Here is a 20,462-nt window from a genome sequence, read left to right as displayed (position 1 = left end):
CACTAGACAACGGTCGACCACTGCAAGCACGGCAGGCCGCCAAGTTGCCGGCGCCGACGCCACTACGACGGGCCTCCCCATCCTGCACCCCCAAACCGTGACACACCTCAATTTTCTGGCCGCGCAGCCGTTAAAGCCCCTACACGATTGACGCTGCGTATCGTCGTCCGACACTTACCCATCCACGGAAATCGATGCTTACTGTGCCTGCGCTGTTGGCCCCGATGCGATTGCAAGGCGCTCGCCTGCATGCAAGGGCGTGGCTGTTGCTGGCGGCGGTGCTGATCTGCGGCACCAGTTGGGCGCAAACCTACAGCTTCCGCGATTACGCCCAGGCCGATGGCCTGCAGGGCATGACCGTCAACAGCTTGCTCGAAGACCGCCAGGGCGTGGTCTGGGTCGGCACCGAGCTGGCGCTGCACCGTTTCGAACGCGAACGCTTTACCCCGGTCGGCAAGGAGAGCGGGCTGGATGCGCGCTATATCCGCGCGCTCGGGCTGGATGCGGCCGGACGCCTGTGGGTGTCCAGCGCCAATGGCCTGTTCGTGCGCGAGGGTAACGACTTCGTGCAGGTGCTGCGCGATGGCAAGCCGATCCGCGCCGACAGCGGCAATGTCGTTGCCGCCTACGCCGATGGCGTGGTGGTGGTCAGCGAAAACAGCCTGCTGCGGCTGTCGCCCAGTGCCGCAGGCGGCTGGTCGGTCCACCCCCTGCCCTTGCAGTTGGACGATGGACGCCTCTTGCCGGCCGGCAGGGCCTTGCTGGCCGATGGAACCGCGTTATGGGCCAGCTGCGGCCAGCACGTCTGCCGGATCGATGCCGGCGGCAAGATCACCTTGCTGGCCGAGAACGACGGCGTGCCCGAACGGCAATGGCGCGCGATCTTTCGCGATCGCCTGGGCACCCTGTGGTTGCGCGGTGGCGGGCTGGTGCTCTCACGTGCTGCCGGCGAGCACGTGTTCCGCAATCGTCCGGCGCCAGCGGGCACCCGATTCGACACCCTCTCCGGTGCCACGACGCTGTCGGAAGATGCGCAGGGCCGCCTGCTGACGCGCTCGGACCGCGGCCTAGTGCGCTGGGAAGGCGACCATTGGCGCTACTTCGGCCAAAGCCAGGGGCTGCAGATCAGCCCCATGGTCGGCCCGCTGATGATGCAGAGCACCGGCCAGCTGTGGATCGGCACGCGCGGCCTGGGCGTGCAGCGCTGGCTGGGCTACGGCGCCATCGAACACTGGGACGAAAGCCAGGGCCTGGCCGAAGCGCCGACCTGGGTGAGCCAGCGGCTGCCCAGCGGTGAGCTGTTGGTCGGTGGCGATGCGGGATCCAATGTGCTCGATCCGCGTAGCGGGCGCATGCAGCCGTGGACGCTGGAGAACGGCCAACCCCTGCTGCAGTCCATTTCCATTGCGCTGTCGCCGGACGATGGTGCGGCCTGGGTGGCGCGCTCGTCCGGGGCCGTGGCGCGGCGCGACCCGCGCAGCGGCAAGACCACCGATGTGCTGCAGCTCGACCTGCCGATCAACAGGCTGATGTTCGATACGGCCGGCACCTTGTGGATCACTACCCCGCGCGGGCTGTACCGCGTACAGCGCGGCACCCCGCCGAGAGCCGAGCGCGAAACGGCGCTGCCGGCGGCCTTCGTAGGCGATATCGACCTGGATCCGCAGGGGCGGCTGTGGGCCAGCACGCGCGAAGGCCTGTTCCTGCAGGCAAAAGACGGCCACTGGCAGCGCGTGCAGGTGCGCGGCGACCTGCCTAGCCAGGATTTCTTCCTGCTCGATTTCAGCGCCGATGGCGAGGTCTGGCTGTCGCTGCGCGATACCGGGCTGTGGCATGGCCGGCTGCAGGCCGACGGCATATTGACGCTTGCCGCCGTGGACGACCCGCTGGTGGCACGGGTGATGCCCTTCATCCTGCGTCACGACAGCAGGGGCCGGCTGTGGCTGGGCAGCAGCCAGGGCCTGGATGTGTACCAAAACGGACGTTGGGCGCGGGCCACGCGCACGGAAGGGCTGTTGTGGGACGACATGTCGGCCAATGCATTTTTCGAAGATACCGATGGCAGCGTCTGGCTCGGCAGCAGCCGTGGCCTGACCCACTTGCTGGATCCGATGCGCGTGTTCGCCGCGGCGCCGCTGCGGGTGGACATCCTGCATGTGCGCCGCGGCAGCCAACCGCTGCTGCCGCAAGCCCGGGTGGCGTGGTCGCGGGTGCCGCTGGATGTGGAACTCAGCACCCCGGGGGCGGAGGGCGGCCCGGACCGCGTCAGCTTCCGTTACCGGGTCGAAGGCCATCAGGCCAGCTGGACCAGCACCTCGCTCAGCCACCTGACCTACCCGCTGCTGCCGCCAGGCAGTTACACGCTGGAAGTGCAGGCAATGGATGCCTACCAGCGCAGCAGCAGCCCGATCACCCGCTTCGGGTTCGAGCTGGTGCCACCGTGGTGGCGGGGCGTTCCGGCCATTGTCGGATACGTGCTGCTGAGCATCGCGGCGGTGATCGCTCTGCTGCGTTGGCGCACCGCCAAACTGCTGCGGCGCAAGCGCGAACTGGAGCAGCTGGTGGCCAAGCGCACCGCCGAGCTGGAACAGGACAAGCGCGATCTGGAAGCGGCGCGCGCCGAACTCTCGCTCAAGGCCACCCACGACGAACTCACCGGCCTGCTCAACCGCGCCGGCATCCTGGCCGCGTTGCGCGAGATGCTGCTGCATGCCGAACACCAAGGGCGTCCGCTGGCGGTGGTGTTGATCGATCTGGACCACTTCAAACTGGTCAACGACCAGCATGGCCATCTGGCCGGCGACGCCGTCCTGGCTGGGGTCGGCCGCCGTATGGACACGCTGATGCGCGGCGACGACCGCATCGGCCGTTACGGCGGCGAAGAATTGCTGGCGCTGCTGCCAGGCCTGAACCTGGATGCCACGCATCGGCTGGACGCCCTGCACCGCGGCATCTGCGGCGACTACCCCATCGATGGCGGCTGGCTGCATGTCACCTGTTCGGTCGGCGTGGCCTGGTTTCAGCGTGGCGAAACGCTTGAGCAACTGCTGGCGCGCGCCGACGCGGCGCTGTACAGGGCCAAGCGCAGTGGCCGCAATCGTGTCGATTACGACCACGTGCCGCTGGACACGCTCGATCAGGTGTGACGGCAGCGCAGGTGACTTAAGCCGCGCGCCGCACCCGTTCAATGCGGACGCTGAAGGCACCTGAGCGCTGACAACCGAGTGCAGCCTTCGATCAACACCAGCTGCTCCTGCCAATGACCACGCGCGGAAAGCCCTGCAGGGATTGCAGGTGAATCGTGCTTGCGCAAACGTGTGACCAGCGTCCTACAACACGCGAGCAAACAACCGCGTTCGCCAGATCCTCACGCCGTCATGCTCGCTGAAGCATTAAAGAAATACGCGTCGGCCGCCGCTAGTTGTTCCAATGCAGCCTGCGATGGGGGGTTGCCGAGGCAAGCCTGAGACACCGCGCGAGGGGCGCGGACCGCATTGCCGATGCGTGGGAGACTGCAACGTCCGTGGGGTTTGAGCACCGCCAATGGAGGTCGTCGCACCGGCGTGCACCGTTTGCCATGGTGTTGCTGTTTGCGTTGCTGTCGTTGGCCGATCTGGCCGGTGCGCAAAGCGCCAGCATCCGCCGCTATGCCCACGACCAGGGCCTGCTCGGTCTTGCCGGCACCTGCCTGCTGCAGACCCGCGCCACCTTGCTGTGGGTGTGCACCGAGAGCGGGCTGTATCGCTACAACGGGCGCATCTTCCAACAGGTCCCGCTGGATGGCCTGCGCAACGAGCCCACCACCTCGATCGCCGAAACCGCCGATGGGCGGTTATGGGTGGCCGGCTTCCAGGCCTTGTTCGTCGGCGACGAGCACGGCTTCCGCAAACTGCGGCCGGATGAAGCCGAGCACCTCGGGGAGCAGATGCAGCTCGCCAGCCTGCCCTGGGGCACGGTGCTGGCCAATGGCGGCACGCTGGAAATCCTCCAGGGCCGCGCCAACGATCGCTGGCACAGCGAACCGTTGCTGGACACGGCAACCCGGGTACGCGTTCCCGAGTTGTCCAAGTCGCTGAGCCTGTCGGTGGACGGCGACACGCTGTGGGTGGGCTGCGCACGCAAGCTGTGCGCCATCGATGCGCAGCGCAAGGTGCAGGTGTTCGGGCCCGAACACGGAGTGCCGGACGACCGGTGGTACAGCGTGTTGCGCGACCACGATGGCGGGCTGTGGGTGCGCGGTGCGGGCACCGTGCTCTATCGCGCGCGCGGGACGACCGCCTTCAGTGTTCGCTCGCTGCCGCTGCTGGATGGCAGCACGGTCGGGCGGCCGGCATCGCTGGTGATGGACCGCGAAGGACGCGTGCTGGTGCGTCGTAACGACGGCCTGGCGCGTTGGGAAAATGGCCACTGGCGCACGTTCGGCGCAGACAATGGACTACCGCCCGGCAGCAGCGATGCGATCTTGGTGGACCGCGATGGCGATATCTGGATGACCGTGGACGGCGAAGGGCTGGTGCGCTGGGCCGGCTACGAATGGATCGAAAACTGGGACGCCTCGCAAGGCATGCCGGCCGCGCCGACCTGGTCGATCGCCCGCGACGCGCAAGGCGCGCTGCTGGTCGGCAACGAGCACGGCATCGGCCGCCAGGCCGAACCGGATGAGCGCTTCGTCCCAGCCCTACACAGCGCGGGCATTCAGGTGGTGGGCATGCAGCGCAGCCAGGACGGCAGCCTGTGGACGCTGAATTCGGCAGGTATCCTGCGCCGCACCTGGCCGGACGGGCACAGCGCGCAGATCGCCAAGCTGCCGCGCACTGCGCGTCGCCTGCTGATCGACCGCCAGGGCCGGCTGTGGATGCTCAGCGTCGGCGGCTTGTTCGTGATCGAACGCCCGCTCGACGGCGGCAGCCTGCAGGAGGTGGCCGACGTGCCTGCCATCGCCTACACCGACATCCAGCAAACCGCCGACGGCACGCTGTGGATTTCCAGCTCCAACGGCTTGTTCCGGCTGCGCGATGGGCAGTGGTCCAAGGTCAAGGTCAAGGTCAAGGTCAACGGCGGCACGCCGGAGCCATGGATCGCCAAGTTCCACATCAGCGACAGCGGTGAGGTGTGGCTGGCGTTCTATCGCCCCGGCCTGTGGCACGGCATGTTGCTGCACGACGGCCTTGACCTGCAGGAAATCAGCGACGAGGCGCTGCGCGATGTCGGCGTGTACCTGCTGCGCGGCGACAGCGTCGGCCGGGTCTGGGTCGGCCATGCACGCGGCGTCGAGGTCTACGACGGCGAGCGCTGGGCGCATCTGTCGCAGTCGCAGGGGCTGATCTGGGATGACGTTTCCGAGGCTGCGTTTGCCGAAGATCCGGATGGTTCGGTGTGGATCGGCACCGCACGCGGCGTGAGCCACGTGAGCGACCCGGCGCGCCTGTTCGACGAACGCCAGCCCAGCGTGCGCATCGACAGCGTCAGCCGCGGCGGCATGCCGGTGCAGCGCGGGCAGCTGCTGGGCTGGAGCGACAAGCCCTTGCACATCGAGCTGTCGACGATGGAGGTCTACGACGACCCCACCCGCCTGACGGTGCGTTATCGCCTGCTCGGCCTGCACGACCAGTGGATCCAGAGCGACAACCTGTCCATCGACCAGCCACCGCTGCCCTCCGGGCATTTCCGTCTGCAGGTACAGGTGCTGGACCGCTACCGTCGCACCGCTTCGCCGATCGTCGACCTGCCCTTCGCGGTCGCGCCACTGTGGTGGCGCAGCCCGCCGGCGATCGCGCTGTATGTGCTGATCGGCGGCGGCCTGCTGATCGGCCTGTGGCGCTGGCGGCACCGCCATCTGGTGGCGCGCGAACGCATGCTGGCCGAATTGGTATCCGAGCGCACTTACCAACTGGAGCGCGAAAAACGCGAACTGGAAAACGCGCGTGCGGCGCTGGCCTTGAAGGCCAGCCACGACGCGCTGACCGGCCTGCTCAATCGCTCCGGCATCCTGGAAGCGATGGCCGAAGAACTGCAGGGCTGCGCGCACGGCGAGCATCCGCTGGCGGTGGTGTTGATCGATCTGGACCACTTCAAACAGGTCAACGACGAACATGGGCACCTGGTCGGCGATGCGGTGCTGGCCAAGGTGGGCGCGCGGCTGACGGCCTGCCTGCGCGATTCGGACAAGGTTGGCCGCTACGGCGGCGAAGAATTGCTGCTGTTGCTGCCAGGCATGAGCCAACAGAGCCAGCACCGGCTGCGCGCCATCCACGAAGCGCTCAGCCTTGCTCCGTACGAGGTGGGTGCCGCACGCCCGCTGCAGGTGACCTGTTCGGTGGGCGTGTCCTGGTTCCGCGTCGGCGACACCGCCGCCTCGCTGCTGGCGCGTGCGGACGAGGCGCTGTATCGGGCCAAGCGCTCGGGCCGTAACCGCATCGAACCGGAGGAACCGGAAAGTTCGGTGGCATGAGTCGCGCCGGCGGCCAGGCCATGCCGGCGCGCGCAGGGAGGAAGCGCACGCGTCCCATTGGCAAGCCACGGCGCGCCGGCAGTCGATGTGGGCGAACATGCCGCGATTGCGTACGCCGGCTGCGTACGCGGGCGGCCGCAGGACCTTGAAGCGTGCCGTCTTTGGCGGCAACGCGGGGTTGATGGCATTGGCCGCTTCCCCGCGCTCAAGAAGTCGCGCAAGGGGTCGCTAGGTCTTGGGCAACGCGTCTTTCGACGTAGGAACTGGATAGGTGGTCGGAACCTACAACCCTGGCATGGTGATGCTGTCGCTGGTGGTGGCCGTGCTGGCTTCCTACACCGCGCTGTATCTGGCCGCACGCACCACTGCCCGTGGCGGCGGCATCGCGGCCGCTTGGCTGATGGGCGGCGCCATTGCCATGGGCATCGGCATCTGGTCGATGCACTTCGTCGGCATGCTGGCGTTCCGCCTGCCGATTCCGGTGGGCTACGACCTGGCGCTGACGTGTTATTCGATGCTGGCGGCGATCCTGACCTCGGCGCTGGCGCTCTGGCTGACCTCGCGCGCGAACCTGCCGTTGCTCCGCTTGGGCCTGGGTGCGCTGTTGATGGGGCTTGGCATCGCGCTGATGCATTACATGGGCATGGATGCGCTGCGCATGGTGCCGGCCATTCGCTACGACCCGCTGCTGTTCGGGCTGTCGATCGCCATCGCCATCGGCGCCTCCGGCGCCGCGTTGTGGATCGCGTTCCGGCTGCGCCACGCTGGGCAACGCTCCAGCCTGCGCCTGATCGCCGCCTCGATCATGGGCGTGGCGATCGTGGGCATGCATTACACCGGCATGGCCGCCGCCCGGTTCGCGCCCGGTAGCGTGTGCGGCGCGGTTGCCGAGACGCATCTACCGTTGTCGTGGCTGACGGCGGTGGTGGTGCTGGTGACCTTGGTCCTGCTGATGCTGGCGCTGGTCATTTCGTTGCTGTCGCGCCGCTTTCAGCAGCGCACCGATGTGCTGGCGCAATCGCTGGCCAAGGCCAATGCCGAACTGGCACTGGCGACGCTGCACGACCCACTCACCCGGCTGCCGAACCGCATCCTGCTGCACGAGCATCTCGTGCAGAACATCGAACGCGCCCAGCGCCAGGGGCAGCGCTTCGCGGTCATGCTGATCAACCTGGACGGCTTCAAGGTGATCAACGACGGTTATGGTCATGCGTTGGGCGACCGCCTGCTGGTGGTGGTGGCCGAGCGTTTGAACGCACACCGGCGCGCGCATGGCAGCCTGGCGCGGCTGGGCGCAGACGAATTCGTGCTGGTGGCCGACATCGCAGACCCGGAAGATGCCGCTGCGCTGGCCGCGCATCTGGTGCAGGCGCTGGCGGTACCGTTCCTGGTTGCCAACCACGAGCTGCGCCTGAGCAGCAGCATTGGCATTGCGCTGTACCCGGAAGACGCCGGTAGCGAGCACCAGCTGCTGACGCATGCCGATGCGGCAATGACCCATGCCAAACATGCCGGCCGCAACCGCTACAGCTTTTTCGAACGCTCGATGACGGCCACCACCCGCGACCGCCTGCAGCTGCTGCAGGAACTGCCGCGCGCGCTGGAACTGGGACAGTTCGTGCTGCATTACCAGCCCAAGTACTGCGCCGAGGACGGCCGCCCGATCGGCGCCGAAGCGCTGATCCGCTGGCAGCACCCGGAACGCGGCCTGGTGCCGCCGGACAGCTTCATTCCGCTGGCCGAACGCAGCGGCATGATCGGCCTGCTCGGCAGCTGGGTGCTGCGGCAGGCTTGCCGCCAGATGCGCGACTGGCGGCAGGCCGGGCACGGCGACTGGCGGGTGGCGGTCAACCTGTCGGCCCTCCAGCTGGCCTCGCCCAGCCTGCTGGACGAAGTGGCCACCACGCTGAGCGAATATGCGCTGGCCCCTGGCCAGCTCACCCTGGAAATCACCGAAACCATGGCCATGCGCGACGCCGAGGCCTGCCTGCGCACCCTGGGCCAGCTCAATGCGCTGGGCGTGCGCATCGCCATCGACGACTTCGGCACCGGCTATTCCAATCTGCTCTACCTGCGCAAGCTGCCGGCGCACGAGCTCAAGATCGACCGCAGTTTCGTCCAGGCCATGGATGGCAGCGCCGAAGACATCGCCATCGTGGCGGCCGTGGTCGCGCTGGCGCACACCATGCGCCTGCAAGTGGTGGCCGAAGGCGTGGAAACCCTCGCCCAGCGCAACACCCTGGAACGGCTGGGCTGCGACCAGCTGCAAGGCTATCTGCTGGGCCGCCCGATGGACGCCGAACGCTTCATCGCCACCGTGGTCGCCCAGCGCGACGGCCCGCGCCGCCTGGCCAGCTGAGCCGCTCACTGCCGCCCCGACTTCGCGCCACCGGTTCACCGCGGCCCCCGCTGTGCCGATTCCCCCATGCCCAATCCCGATTCCCAGCTCCACAAACTGGAACGCCGCTTGCATCGATTGGGCTGATCCCCCACCGGCACCTCCATGTCCGAGTCCGAAGACGGCGGCGAGCGTACAGAGCTTCCCACCGAAAAACGCCTGCGCGAGGCCCGTGAGCAGGGCAACATCCCGCAGTCGCGCGAGTTGTCGACCGCGGCGGTGTTCGGTGCCGGCGTGTTCGCGCTGATGGTGCTGGCCCGCGGCATCGGCGATGGCGCTGCGGTGTGGATGAAGACCGCGCTCAGCCCGGACCCGAAGATGCGCGAGAACCCGATGGCGCTGTTCGGCCATTTCGGCGATCTGCTTTTGCAGTTGCTGTGGGTGATGCTGCCGCTGATCGGCATCTGCCTGGCTGCCGGGCTGGCTGGCCCGCTGATGATGAGCGGCCTGCGCTTCTCCGGCAAAGCGATCATGCCCGACCTCACCAAGCTCAATCCCGCCAACGGGATCAAGCGCATGTGGGGCAGCAATAGCCTGGCCGAGCTGATCAAGTCGGTGCTGCGCCTGCTGTTTGTCGGGCTGGCCGCCAGCTTCTGCATTTCCAGGGGCCTGCACGGCCTGCGCTCGCTGGTGAACCAGCCGCTGGAACAGGCCATCGGCAACGGGCTGGACTTCACCAAGAGCCTGCTGTTCTACACCGCCGGCGCGCTGGTGCTGCTGGCCGCCATCGACGCGCCCTACCAGAAGTGGAACTGGCTGCGGAAGCTGAAGATGACGCGCGAAGAGATCAAGCGCGAGATGAAGGAAAGCGAGGGCAGCCCGGAAGTGAAGGGCCGCATCCGCCAGATGCAGATGCAGATGTCGCAGCGCCAGATGATGGAAGCGGTGCCCAAGGCCGACGTGGTGCTGATGAACCCGACCCACTACGCGGTGGCGCTCAAGTACGAAGGCGGCAAGATGCGCGCCCCGATCGTGGTGGCCAAGGGGGTGGACGAAATGGCCTTCCGCATCCGCGAAGCCGGCGAACAGCACCGGGTGGCGATCGTCACCGCGCCGCCTTTGGCACGCGCCTTGTATAGGGAAGCGCAAATCGGCAAGGAAATTCCCGTGAGACTCTATTCGGTCGTGGCCCAGGTGCTCTCCTACGTCTACCAGCTGCGTGGCTGGAACGGCGGCCCGATGCCGGAACTGCCGTCGCTTGAGGTGGACGAGTTCGGCAAGGGAGCCAGCGCATGAGCGCCCGCCCAGCGCCGATGAATGCCCGCCGCGTCATGGAGTTGCTGCGCAACGGCCTGGGCGCCCCGCTGGCGTTGATGGCCATGCTGGCCATGCTGATGGTGCCGCTGGCCGCGCCGGTGCTGGATGCGCTGTTCACCTTCAACATCGCCATCTCGCTGATGGTGCTGCTGGCGGTGGTGTACGTGCAGCGCCCGCTGGAATTCACCATTTTCCCGATCGTGCTGTTGATGACCACGATGCTGCGGCTGGCGCTGAACGTCGCCTCCAGCCGCGTGATCCTGATCAACGGCCAGGACGGTCACGCCGCCGCCGGCAAGGTCATCGAGGCCTTCGGCCAGTTCGTGATCGGCGGCAATTACGCCGTGGGTATCGTGGTCTTCGCGATCCTGACCATCATCAACTTCGTGGTCATCACCAAGGGTGCCGGACGCGTGTCGGAAGTGACCGCGCGCTTCATCCTGGACGCCATGCCCGGCAAGCAGATGGCCATCGACGCCGACCTCAACGCCGGTTTGCTGACGCGCGAGGAGGCCAAGGCCCGCCGCGAGGAAGTGCGCGAGGAAGCCGACTTCTACGGTGCGATGGACGGCGCCAACAAGTTCATCCGCGGCGACGCCATCGCCGCCATCCTGATCCTGTTCATCAACCTCATCGGCGGCATGGCGGTGGGCATGCTCCAGCACGGCATGAGCTTCATGGACGCCGCCTCCACCTATACCCTGCTGTCGATCGGCGACGGCCTGGTGGCGCAGCTGCCGGCCTTGCTGGTCTCCTCGTCGGTCGCCTTGCTGGTGACCCGCGCCTCGCGTGCGCAGGACATGCGCGGGGCCATGGTCAGCCAGGTGTTCGGCCAGCACCGCGCCTTGGCGGTGGCTGCGGCCATCCTCGGGCTGGTCGGCCTGGTGCCGGGCATGCCGAACGTCGCGTTTTTGACGCTGGGCCTGGTCCTGGGCGTGATCGCCTGGAAGCTGTACAAGCGCAGCCTGGCAAAACCGGCGTCCGGCGATCCGGCGGCCGATCCGCAGGCGGCCGCCGCTGCGACCGCCGCCCAGGCCAGCGCCGAACTGAGCTGGGACGAACTGCGCCCGATCGACCCGCTGGGCCTGGAAGTGGGCTATCGGCTGATCCCGCTGGTGGACAAGAACCAGGGCGGCGAGCTGATGGCGCGCATCAAGGGCGTGCGCCGCAAGCTCACCCAGGACATCGGTTTCCTGGTGCCGCCGGTGCACATCCGCGACAACCTGGAACTGTCGGCCAATGCCTACCGGCTACTGGTGCATGGCGTGCCGGTGGCCACCGCAGAAATCTATTCCGACCGCGAACTGGCGCTGGACCCGGGCGGTGCGCTCGGCCAGCTCGACGGCATCCCCGGCAAGGACCCGGCATTCGGCCTGGACGCCACCTGGATCCAGCCGCACCAGCGCGCCTATGCCGAATCGATGGGCTACACCGTGGTCGACCCGGCGACCGTGGTCGCCACCCACCTGTCGCACCTGATCCGCGAGCATGCCCCCGAACTGCTCGGCCACGAGGAGGTCCAGCAGTTGCTGGCGACCCTGGCCAAGACCGCGCCGAAGATGGTCGAAGACCTCACCCCGAAGGCGCTGCCGCTGTCGGTGGTGGTGCGCGTGCTGCAGAACCTGCTGATCGAGAAAATCCCGGTGCGGCAGTTGCGCAAGATCGTCGAAGCGCTGGTCGAACACGCCCCGCATAGCCAGGACCCGGCCACCCTCACCGCCGCCGTGCGTACCTCGCTGGGCCGCTTCATCGTGCAGGAAATCGCCGGCATGTCGGCCGAGCTGCCGGTGTTCACCCTGGCCCCGCAGCTGGAGCGCGTCCTGCAGGAATCCACCCACGGCAACGGCGTGGCGCTGGAGCCCGGGCTGGCCGAACGCCTGCACCAAAGCCTGGCCGATTGCGTGGGCAAGCAGGAAGCCCGCAACGAACCGGCGGTGGTGCTGGTCCCCGGGCAGGTGCGCGCCGCACTTGCCCGCCTGGTCCGCCACAGCGTGCCCAGCCTATCGGTGCTGGCCTATAGCGAAGTCCCGGAAGACAAGCGCCTGAAGCTGGTGGGCACGATCAGCTGAGACCGCCCCGGCAACCACGCACCCGTCGCGCGCCGGGTTTGCCGGGGCCGCCCGTCGCGCCCGGGTGCGCTCCTACGACATTGAAGGCAATGCCGCCCACGCGACACCCCCGTAGGAGCGCGCCTGGGCGCGACCGGCGTTACCGGAACGGCCTATCGCGCCCAGGTGCGCTCCTACCAAGCGATTCCCGCGCCCGGCCGCATGCCGGTCAGCGATGGATACCTGCCGGCAACCGACGACCCTAGCCGGCGTCGGAAAGCCGCCACCGGCCCGGACCTCCAATCGATTGCGTGGCGCCGGCCGCTTCGGGGCGTTCCAGGCGCGCCCGGCTCGGCCTCCGGCCTGCGAGCGCATCCGCCCGCCCGAAGGCGTCTGCGCCTGGCCCTTCCGGAAAAACGTCAATCAATCCATCGACTTGAAACGTTCGGACCGGATCACACGCACAGCGCCCACCCTGCCCCAATGCTCCAGCTCCACGCGCCGGAACCCCGGCACCGCGTTTTGGCACACCGCATGCATTAGCTCTGCCGAGACCACAGCCAGCACCACCGCTGCGGAACTGGACGAACGAACGGGACAGGCAACTCATGACGCTGGCAACACACCCACATTCATCGCATACCCGTCCGGCGTCCGGCGGGTCCCGTTCCTGGAGGCACTTCGCATGAAAATCAAACGCTTCGTCGCCCCGGACATGCGCACCGCATTCCGCATGGTGCGTGAAGAACACGGCCCGGACGCGGTGATCCTGTCCAACCGTCGCACCGCCGAAGGCATCGAGATCGTCGCTGCCAGCAATTACGACGAAGAGCTCGTGCAGCGCGCCCTGGAAACCGCGCGCTCGGACACCCCGGCCTCCGCACAGCACCAGCAGGCTCCCGCGCAGCAGGCGCCGGCCCCGCAAGTCCCGGCCAAGCCCGCTGCACCGGTGCACGCGCTGCTCAAGCCGTCTGCCGACGCCGAGGCCAGCCAGCGCCAGCGCGTGGCCAGCGCCGCCGACGACATGATCGCCGCCATGGCGCTGCGCCAGCCGGTCAGCGTGCCGCGCCAGGCGCCGGTCGCCGCTCCGGTGCGCACCGCCAGCATTCCTTCGCCCGCTGCCCAGGCACTCGCCCACGCGGTTGCCGTCACCGCTGCGCCGCGCCAGGAACACGCGCTGTCGGCCGTGCCGGAACAGTTGTTCGCCGACTTTTTGACGACTGCCCCGGTGCAGCGCCCGGCCGTCCCGGCCACGGCGGTGCAGGCACCCGCGCCGGTCGCGGTGGCAATGGCCAACGCCCCGGCCTTCGCTGCCGCAGGCCGGGACGACGACGCCTTCGCCGATGAAGCCGACTTCGATCTGGACGATGCCCTGCCGCAGATCCTGCCGCCGGCCGCGCTGCCGCCCATCGTGGTCGCCCCGCCCGCCCCGCCGGCCCTGGCCGCCGTGCCGGTTGCCGCCACGCCCGCGCCGCAGAACGACGAAGAACTCAAGCAGCTGCGCGGCGAACTGGCGCTGATGCGGCAGATGATCGAGCGCGAGATGAACCGCCTCACCGACGAGCGCCTGCGTGGCTCGCCGGTGCGCGCCCAGGCGCTGGAACTGATGGACGACTACGGTTTCGACGCCGGCCTGACCCGCGATATCGCCCTGCAGATCCCGGCCGATACCGAATTGCACCGTGGCCGCGGCCTGATGCTGGGCCTGCTGTCCAAGCGTCTGCCGGTGGCCCCGGTCGACCCGTTGGAACGTGGCGGCGTGATCGCCCTGGTCGGGCCGACCGGCGCCGGCAAGACCACCACCATCGCCAAGCTTGCCCAGCGCTTCGCCGCCCAGCACGCCCCGCGCGACGTGGCCCTGGTCACCACCGACACCCAGCGCGTGGGCGGCCGCGAACAGCTGCACAGCTACGGCCGCCAGCTCGGCATCGCGGTGCACGAGGCCGACAGCGCCGAAAGCCTGCTGGACCTGCTCGAGCGCCTGCGCGACTACAAGCTGGTGCTGATCGACACCGCCGGCATGGGCCAGCGCGACCGCGCCCTGGCCGCCCAGCTGAACTGGTTGCGCGCCGCCCAGCAGGTCACCTCGCTGCTGGTGCTGCCCGCCAACGCCCATTTTTCCGACCTCGACGAGGTCGTACGCCGCTTCGCCCACGCCAAACCCCAAGGCGTGGTGCTGACCAAACTCGACGAGACCGGCCGCTTCGGCAGCGCCTTGTCGGTGGTGGTCGATCACCAAATGCCCATCACCTGGGTGACTGACGGACAGCGGGTCCCTGACGACCTGCACCGCGCCAATGCCGCCAGTCTCGTTCTTCGCCTTGAAGATTTGCGGCGCGCTGCCGATAAGCCCTGTACTCCGGAGCACAACCATGCAGTCGCGTGAATACGCCAAGCTGACCAACGCCTTCCCCCTGTCGGCGACCCGTCCCGAGCCTTTGGGCCCGGTGCGCACCATTGCCGTGACCGGTGGCAAGGGCGGCGTGGGGAAAACCAACATCTCCGCCAACCTGGCCGTGGCGCTTGCCGACATGGGCAAACGCACGCTGCTGCTTGACGCCGACCTCGGCCTGGCCAACCTGGACGTGGTCCTGGGGCTGGCGCCCAAGTACACCCTGGCCGACCTGATCGCCGGCCGTTGCACGCTCGATGAAGTCATCATCGAAGGTCCCGGCGGCGTGCTGGTGGTGCCGGCCGCCTCCGGTCGCCGCCACATGGCCGAACTGGCCCCGGCCCAGCACATCGGCCTGGTCAACGTGTTCTCCGAACTGGAACGCGACCTGGACGTGATGGTCATCGACACCGCCGCCGGCATCACCGACAGCGTGCTGACCTTCTGCCAGGCCGCCCAGGACACCGTGGTGGTGGTCTGCGACGAGCCGGCCTCGATCACCGATGCCTACGCGCTGATCAAGGTGCTCTCGCGCGAACGCGGCGTGGACCGCCTGCAGATCATCGCCAACATGGTGCGCGACCCCAACGAAGGTCGCCTGCTGTACGACAAGCTCTCGCGCGTGTGCGAAAAGTTCCTGGGCGATGTTTCGCTGAACTATCTCGGCCATGTGCCGCAGGACGACTGGCTGCGCCTGTCGGTGCAGCGCCAGCAACCGGTCATCAAGGCCTACCCCGCCAGTCCGTCGGCGCAGGCCATCGCGGAAATCGCACGCCGTACCTCGCGCTGGCAGGCCCCGACCGTGCCGCGCGGCAACGTCGAGTTCTTTGTCGAACGCATCATCCAACGGGGAGTGGCCGCATGAGCACCGCTACCGCAACCACGGCCAGCGCCCAGTACCGCGCCGTGCAGCGCAACAACGCCAACGACGTGGTGACCCAGCACGCCGACCTGGTCCGCCGCATCGCCCACCATCTGGCAGCGCGTCTGCCGGCCAGCGTGGAAGTGGACGACCTGATCCAGGCCGGCATGATCGGCCTGATCGAAGCCTCGCGCAGCTACGACTCCGAACAGGGCGCGTCGTTCGAAACCTATGCCTCGATCCGCATCCGCGGCTCGATGATCGACGAGATTCGCAGGGGCGACTGGGTGCCGCGTTCGGTGCACCGCCGCGCCCGCGATGCCGCCGCCGCCGTGCGCAAGATCGAACAGAACACCGGCCGCGCCGCCGCCGCCACCGAAGTGGCCGCCGCCATGGAAATGCCGCTGCCCGATTACCTGCGCCTGATGGAAGATGCGGCACGTGGCCAGGTGCTGAGCCTGGAATCGCGCATCGAAGACCACGGCGAGCTGGACACCACCGCCAAGGGCGGCCCCAATCCGCAGCAGATGATGGAGCGTGGCGAATTCGGCCGCGAGCTGGGCAAGGCCATCGGCCAACTGCCCGAGCGCGAGCAACTGGTGCTGTCGCTGTACTACGAACAGGAATTGAACCTGAAGGAAATCGGCGCCGTGCTGGGCGTCAGCGAATCGCGCGTGTGCCAGATCCACGGCCAGGCGGTGGTGCGTTTGCGTGGCCGCCTCAAAGTCTTCGAACTGGCCGATGCCGGTGTCGAAATTGACGACTAATTTTTTGTGTTAGGAGCTTGATGTGAACAAGAACATGCGGATCCTGATCGTGGACGACTTCTCGACGATGCGACGTATCGTCAAGAATCTGTTGGGCGATCTCGGCTTCACCAATACCGCAGAGGCCGAAGACGGCAACAGCGCCCTGGCGGCGTTGCGTGCCGGCCCGTTCGATTTCGTGGTCACCGACTGGAACATGCCCGGCATGACCGGCATCGACCTGCTGCGCAACATCCGCGCCGACGCCAAGCTCAAGCACCTGCCGGTGATGATGGTGACCGCCGAAGCCAAGCGCGAGCAGATCATCGAAGCGGCCCAGTGCGGCGTGAACGGCTACATCATCAAGCCGTTTACCGCCCAGACGCTGGAAGAAAAGCTGGGCAAGGTGTTCGAACGTCTGGCGGCGACCGCCTGATGAACGCGACCATGGAAACCGATGCCGAACGTGCCGCGTTGATCGAGCGCCTGCAGAACGCACTCGATGCACTGGAAAGCGGTGACCAGGTCGCCTGGCGTCGCGAGGTGGATCATCTCGCCGCCCTGCGCACGCGCCCGATGATGCAGAGCCTGAGCCGGCTCGCCCGCGAACTCGGCCAGGCGCTGGGCGAGCTGCCCACCATCCCTGAAGAAGCCGGCGAACTGGACGATGCCTGCTCGCGCCTGGACCACGTGGTGGAAATGACCGAAAAGGCCAGCCATCGCACGCTGGATCTGGTCGAAGAATGCCGCGAGCTGGCCAACCAGCTGCGCAACGGCGGGCTCAATCAGGACCAGGGCGCGCTGCTGGAAAAGATGCGCCACAACCTGACCGAGCTGTCGCTGGCGCAGAGCTACCAGGACCTGAGCGGCCAGATCATCCGGCGCGTGGCCGGTATCGTGCGGCGCGTGCACGAAGGCTTCGGTGCGCTCGGCCTGCCGCCGAAGAACATCGAACCGAAGAAAGACGACGGCGGTCTTGCCGGTCCTGCAGTCAAGGGCCTGGACCGTCACGCGGTGTCGCAGGACGATGCCGACGACCTGCTGTCCGGATTGGGGCTGTAACCATGAGTGCTGTTCCAGACGATATTGCTGCCGATTTCATCGTCGAGGCCCAGGAAATCCTGGATCGCCTCGGCGAACAGCTGGTGTCGCTGGAACAGGCGCCAGAAGAAGCCGACCAGCTCAACGCGGTGTTCCGCGGCTTCCACACGCTCAAGGGCGGCGCCGGCTTCCTGGCAATCAAGCCGATGGTGGAGCTGTGCCACGCCGCGGAAGAAACCCTAGGCATGGCGCGCTCGGGCCAGGCGGTGCTGCAGGCGCATCACTTCGATGCCGCACAACAATCGCTGGATTATCTGCAGGCCATGCTGGACGCCATGGGCTCGGGCGAAGCCGTGCCGCACGCGCCGGCCACGTTGATCGCGCAGTTCGACGCCAAGAGCGCCCCGCCGGCGATCAAGGCCGCGCCGCAGGCGGCCGCTGCCAAGCCGGTTGCTGCCGCACACGGCGACGATGCGCATGCGCCCGCCCCCAAGGCGGCCGGCAAGGGCGCGGCCAAGACCGGCGCCGAAGCCGAACAGACCGTGCGCGTGGACACCAAGCGCCTGGACGCCATCGTCAACCTGATCGGCGAACTGGTGCTCTCGCGCAACCGGTTGAAGACCTTGCGCACCCGCCTGCGCGACGAAGAACTGGACCGCGCAGTCAGCACGCTGGACATCGCCACCGCACGCCTGCAGACCGCGGTCATGCGCACCCGCATGCAACCGGTCAGCAAGGTGTTCGCCCGCTTCCCCAAGGTGGCCCGCGATGTGGCGCGCACCTTGTCCAAGGAAGTGGAACTGGAACTGATCGGCGCCGAAACGGAGCTGGACCGCAATCTGGTCGAAGCCCTGGCCGACCCGTTGGTGCACCTGGTGCGCAACGCCATCGACCACGGCATCGAATCGCCGGCCCTGCGCGAAGCCACCGGCAAACCGCGTAGCGGCCATGTGCGCCTGTCGGCGCAGCAGGAAGGCGACTACGTCAGCATCGAAATCCAGGACGACGGCGCCGGCATCGACCCCGAGCGCCTGCGCGAAATCGCCCGCAACAAGGGCCTGATCGACGCCGAAGCCGCCGCCCGCCTGAGCACTGACGAGTGCTTGCATCTGATCTTCATGCCGGGCTTCTCGACCAAGGCGGAAGTCACCGACATCTCCGGCCGCGGCGTCGGCATGGACGTGGTGCAGTCGCGTATCCGCGAACTCAGCGGGCAGATCCAGATCCAGTCCGAACTGGGCCGTGGCAGCCGCTTCATGATCCGCGTGCCGCTGACGCTGGCGATTCTGCCGACCCTGCTGGTGCAGGCCGGCGAAGCGGTCTACGCATTGCCATTGGCCCGCGTGGTCGAAGTGCTGCACGCACCGCAGACCTCGCTGGGCTGGTTCGACGGCCGCGCCGTGCTCGACCGCCGCTCGCACACCCTGCCGTTGATCGACCTGCGCCGCTGGCTGGGCGTACCGGCCGAACAACCGCCGCTGCTGACCGTGGTGTTGCTGCAGGCCGGCGAAACCCGCTTCGGCCTGGTGGTGGACCAGGTCCGCGGCCGCGAGGAAGTGGTGATCAAGCCCCTGCCCCGCGCCCTACGCGGCCTACCCGGCTACGCCGGCGCCACCCTGATCGGCGACGGCCGCATGGCGCTGATCCTGGATGTGGATGGGCTGCGTTCCAGCGATCATTGATTTGTGGGATTCGGGATTCGGGATTCGGGATTCGGGATTCGGGATTGGGAAATCGGGAATCGGGAATCGGGAATCGTCAAGACGATCCAGGATGCCTGATCTAACGACAACGGCCGCGTACTGCGGCCGTTGTCGTTTCACTACCGGCATCGCTGCCGATCTATGTCGCCAAGCGCGCAGGCATGGGCGCGATGGTTTGGTGACGGTCAAGCTGCCGTGCAAGTGAACCTGGAACTGAGGTTTCCCCACATTTCTTCCTGCGAGATCAAGCGCTTGGTGGGCCAGGCGGTGGAAGAAGGTGCGCGCATGGGGCACGCTTCAAGGTGATTAAGCCAGAGAAGAGTGCCGACCATGCGCGCCAGCGAAGTATTGCAGAAGTGCCTGTCTAACTCACTCTCCGGGATGCATGCGTTACGCCAACGTACCTTGCTGGGCGCGGTTGAAGCGCTAGTGCACGGGGGCCGACTGACGCTGATCGACATCGCACGCGCGTGGCCTGGCGCGACGCGGGTACGTGCGCCCCTCAAGGCATGCGACCGCCTGCTGTGCAATCGCACGTTGCAGGCCGAGCGATCCATGATCGAGCGGGACATGGCGCATTGGCTGTTGCGCGGCGACCAGCCGGTGATCGTCATCGACTGGAGCGATTTGAGGCCGGACAAGTCATGGTGTCTGCTGCGCGCAGCCGTGCCGATCGGTGGACGCACACTCACCTTGCTGGACATGGTGGTTGCCGGGAAACAGCAGGGATCGCCCGGCGCGGAAAAACGCTTCTTGCAACAGCTCAGGCGAATGATTCCAGACGATGTGCGTCCGATCCTGGTCACGGACGCCGGATTCCGCACGCCATGGTTTCGCGCGGTGTCGGCGATGGGCTGGGATTGGGTCGGGCGTCTTCGCGGACGCACGCAGGTCAAACCGCAAGACGTGCCCGATGATGCAGCGCAATGGATCGATAGCCGACGCCTGCATGCATTGGCGTCCAACCGTGCATGCGAATTGCCACCGATGCAGGCCAATCGCAGTGATCCACTCGATTGCCGTCTGGTGCTCTATGCCAAGACACGTCTGGGACGTCAGCAACGCAACCGCCGCTCGCCAGCGAAGGTCTCGCGTGCATCCTCCAGCTTGAAAGCAGCGGCGCGTGAACGCGAGCCGTGGTTGATCATTGCCTCCCCACAGTTACAAGCACCCAGCGCGAAACACTTGGTCAATCTGTACGCACGAAGGATGCAGATCGAGCTGGCATTTCGTGATCTGAAGTCGCATCGCTACGGTCAGGCGATGGAAGACAGCCTGACCCGTCGCGGCGAGCGGTTGCAGATCCTGTTGTTGCTCAACACACTGGCCACCTTTGCCAGTTGGCTGGCAGGACTGGGATGCGAAGCCACCGGTATCGCCCAGTGGCTATCGCCACGCAGCAGTACACGCAAGCTCTACTCGACACTGCGTGTCGGCCGCCAGGCGCTGGCCAGGCGCTGGCCGATGGAACCTGTCTCACGCTGGCTAGAACGCTTACGTACACTGCCCGAAGCAGTGCGTGAGCAGATGACGCTGGTGCTTTAAAAACGTGGGGATACCTAAG

General features: G+C 67.2%; 12 protein-coding genes. All 12 read left to right on the top strand.

The window, feature by feature from the left end:
- The first annotated feature begins 194 nt into the window (after positions 1-194).
- The 12 genes from AMD14_RS10325 to AMD14_RS10265 all read left to right on the top strand — a co-directional run bounded on the left by AMD14_RS10325 (position 195) and on the right by AMD14_RS10265 (position 20,443).
- Entirely contained in the window at positions 195-3,146 is a 2,952-nt protein-coding gene (locus tag AMD14_RS10325; RefSeq protein WP_015463141.1) for a diguanylate cyclase domain-containing protein, read from the top strand.
- 377 nt (positions 3,147-3,523) lie between these two features.
- The gene (locus tag AMD14_RS10320; protein ID WP_075150005.1) at positions 3,524-6,451 is read left to right on the top strand and encodes a ligand-binding sensor domain-containing diguanylate cyclase; all 2,928 of its coding nucleotides are present in this window, start codon (positions 3,524-3,526) and stop codon (positions 6,449-6,451) included.
- A 271-nt stretch (positions 6,452-6,722) separates the two neighbouring features.
- Complete coding sequence (locus AMD14_RS10310; protein WP_011051241.1) at positions 6,723-8,810, top strand: putative bifunctional diguanylate cyclase/phosphodiesterase; 2,088 nt, start codon at positions 6,723-6,725, stop codon at positions 8,808-8,810.
- 144 nt (positions 8,811-8,954) lie between these two features.
- A complete protein-coding gene (gene flhB, locus AMD14_RS10305; protein WP_005921357.1) occupies positions 8,955-10,085 on the top strand; it encodes a flagellar biosynthesis protein FlhB in 1,131 nt (376 codons plus the stop codon).
- Between the two features lie 17 nt (positions 10,086-10,102).
- Entirely contained in the window at positions 10,103-12,175 is a 2,073-nt protein-coding gene (gene flhA, locus AMD14_RS10300) for a flagellar biosynthesis protein FlhA (protein WP_029828960.1), read from the top strand.
- Positions 12,176-12,839: 664 nt separating this feature from the next.
- A complete protein-coding gene (flhF, locus tag AMD14_RS10295) occupies positions 12,840-14,540 on the top strand; it encodes a flagellar biosynthesis GTPase FlhF (RefSeq protein WP_011051240.1) in 1,701 nt (566 codons plus the stop codon).
- Positions 14,527-15,411 carry a MinD/ParA family protein gene (locus tag AMD14_RS10290; protein ID WP_005918202.1) on the top strand — a complete coding sequence of 295 codons (885 nt, stop codon included), beginning with the start codon at positions 14,527-14,529 and terminating at the stop codon, positions 15,409-15,411. Before flhF ends, AMD14_RS10290 begins: the two co-directional genes overlap by 14 nt.
- Entirely contained in the window at positions 15,408-16,175 is a 768-nt protein-coding gene (locus AMD14_RS10285; protein WP_005918198.1) for an RNA polymerase sigma factor FliA, read from the top strand. The genes AMD14_RS10290 and AMD14_RS10285 overlap by 4 nt, the downstream gene beginning before the upstream one ends.
- A gap of 22 nt (positions 16,176-16,197) precedes the next feature.
- Positions 16,198-16,590, top strand: a complete 393-nt coding sequence (gene cheY, locus AMD14_RS10280) for a chemotaxis response regulator CheY (RefSeq protein ID WP_002813536.1) — start codon at positions 16,198-16,200, stop codon at positions 16,588-16,590.
- A complete protein-coding gene (locus AMD14_RS10275) occupies positions 16,590-17,216 on the top strand; it encodes a protein phosphatase CheZ (protein WP_005918195.1) in 627 nt (208 codons plus the stop codon). The genes cheY and AMD14_RS10275 overlap by 1 nt, the downstream gene beginning before the upstream one ends.
- Before the next feature lie 2 nt (positions 17,217-17,218).
- Positions 17,219-18,877 carry a chemotaxis protein CheA gene (locus tag AMD14_RS10270; protein WP_011051239.1) on the top strand — a complete coding sequence of 553 codons (1,659 nt, stop codon included), beginning with the start codon at positions 17,219-17,221 and terminating at the stop codon, positions 18,875-18,877.
- Between the two features lie 351 nt (positions 18,878-19,228).
- A complete protein-coding gene (locus AMD14_RS10265) occupies positions 19,229-20,443 on the top strand; it encodes an IS4-like element ISXac1 family transposase (protein WP_011051238.1) in 1,215 nt (404 codons plus the stop codon).
- Positions 20,444-20,462 lie beyond the last annotated feature (19 nt).

It is taken from the genome of Xanthomonas citri pv. citri, assembly GCF_000961215.1.
Classification (GTDB): Bacteria; Pseudomonadota; Gammaproteobacteria; order Xanthomonadales; family Xanthomonadaceae; genus Xanthomonas; species Xanthomonas cissicola.
The sequence above is the reverse complement of the archived record's forward strand: the minus strand, read 5'-3'. Positions and strand labels throughout refer to the sequence as shown.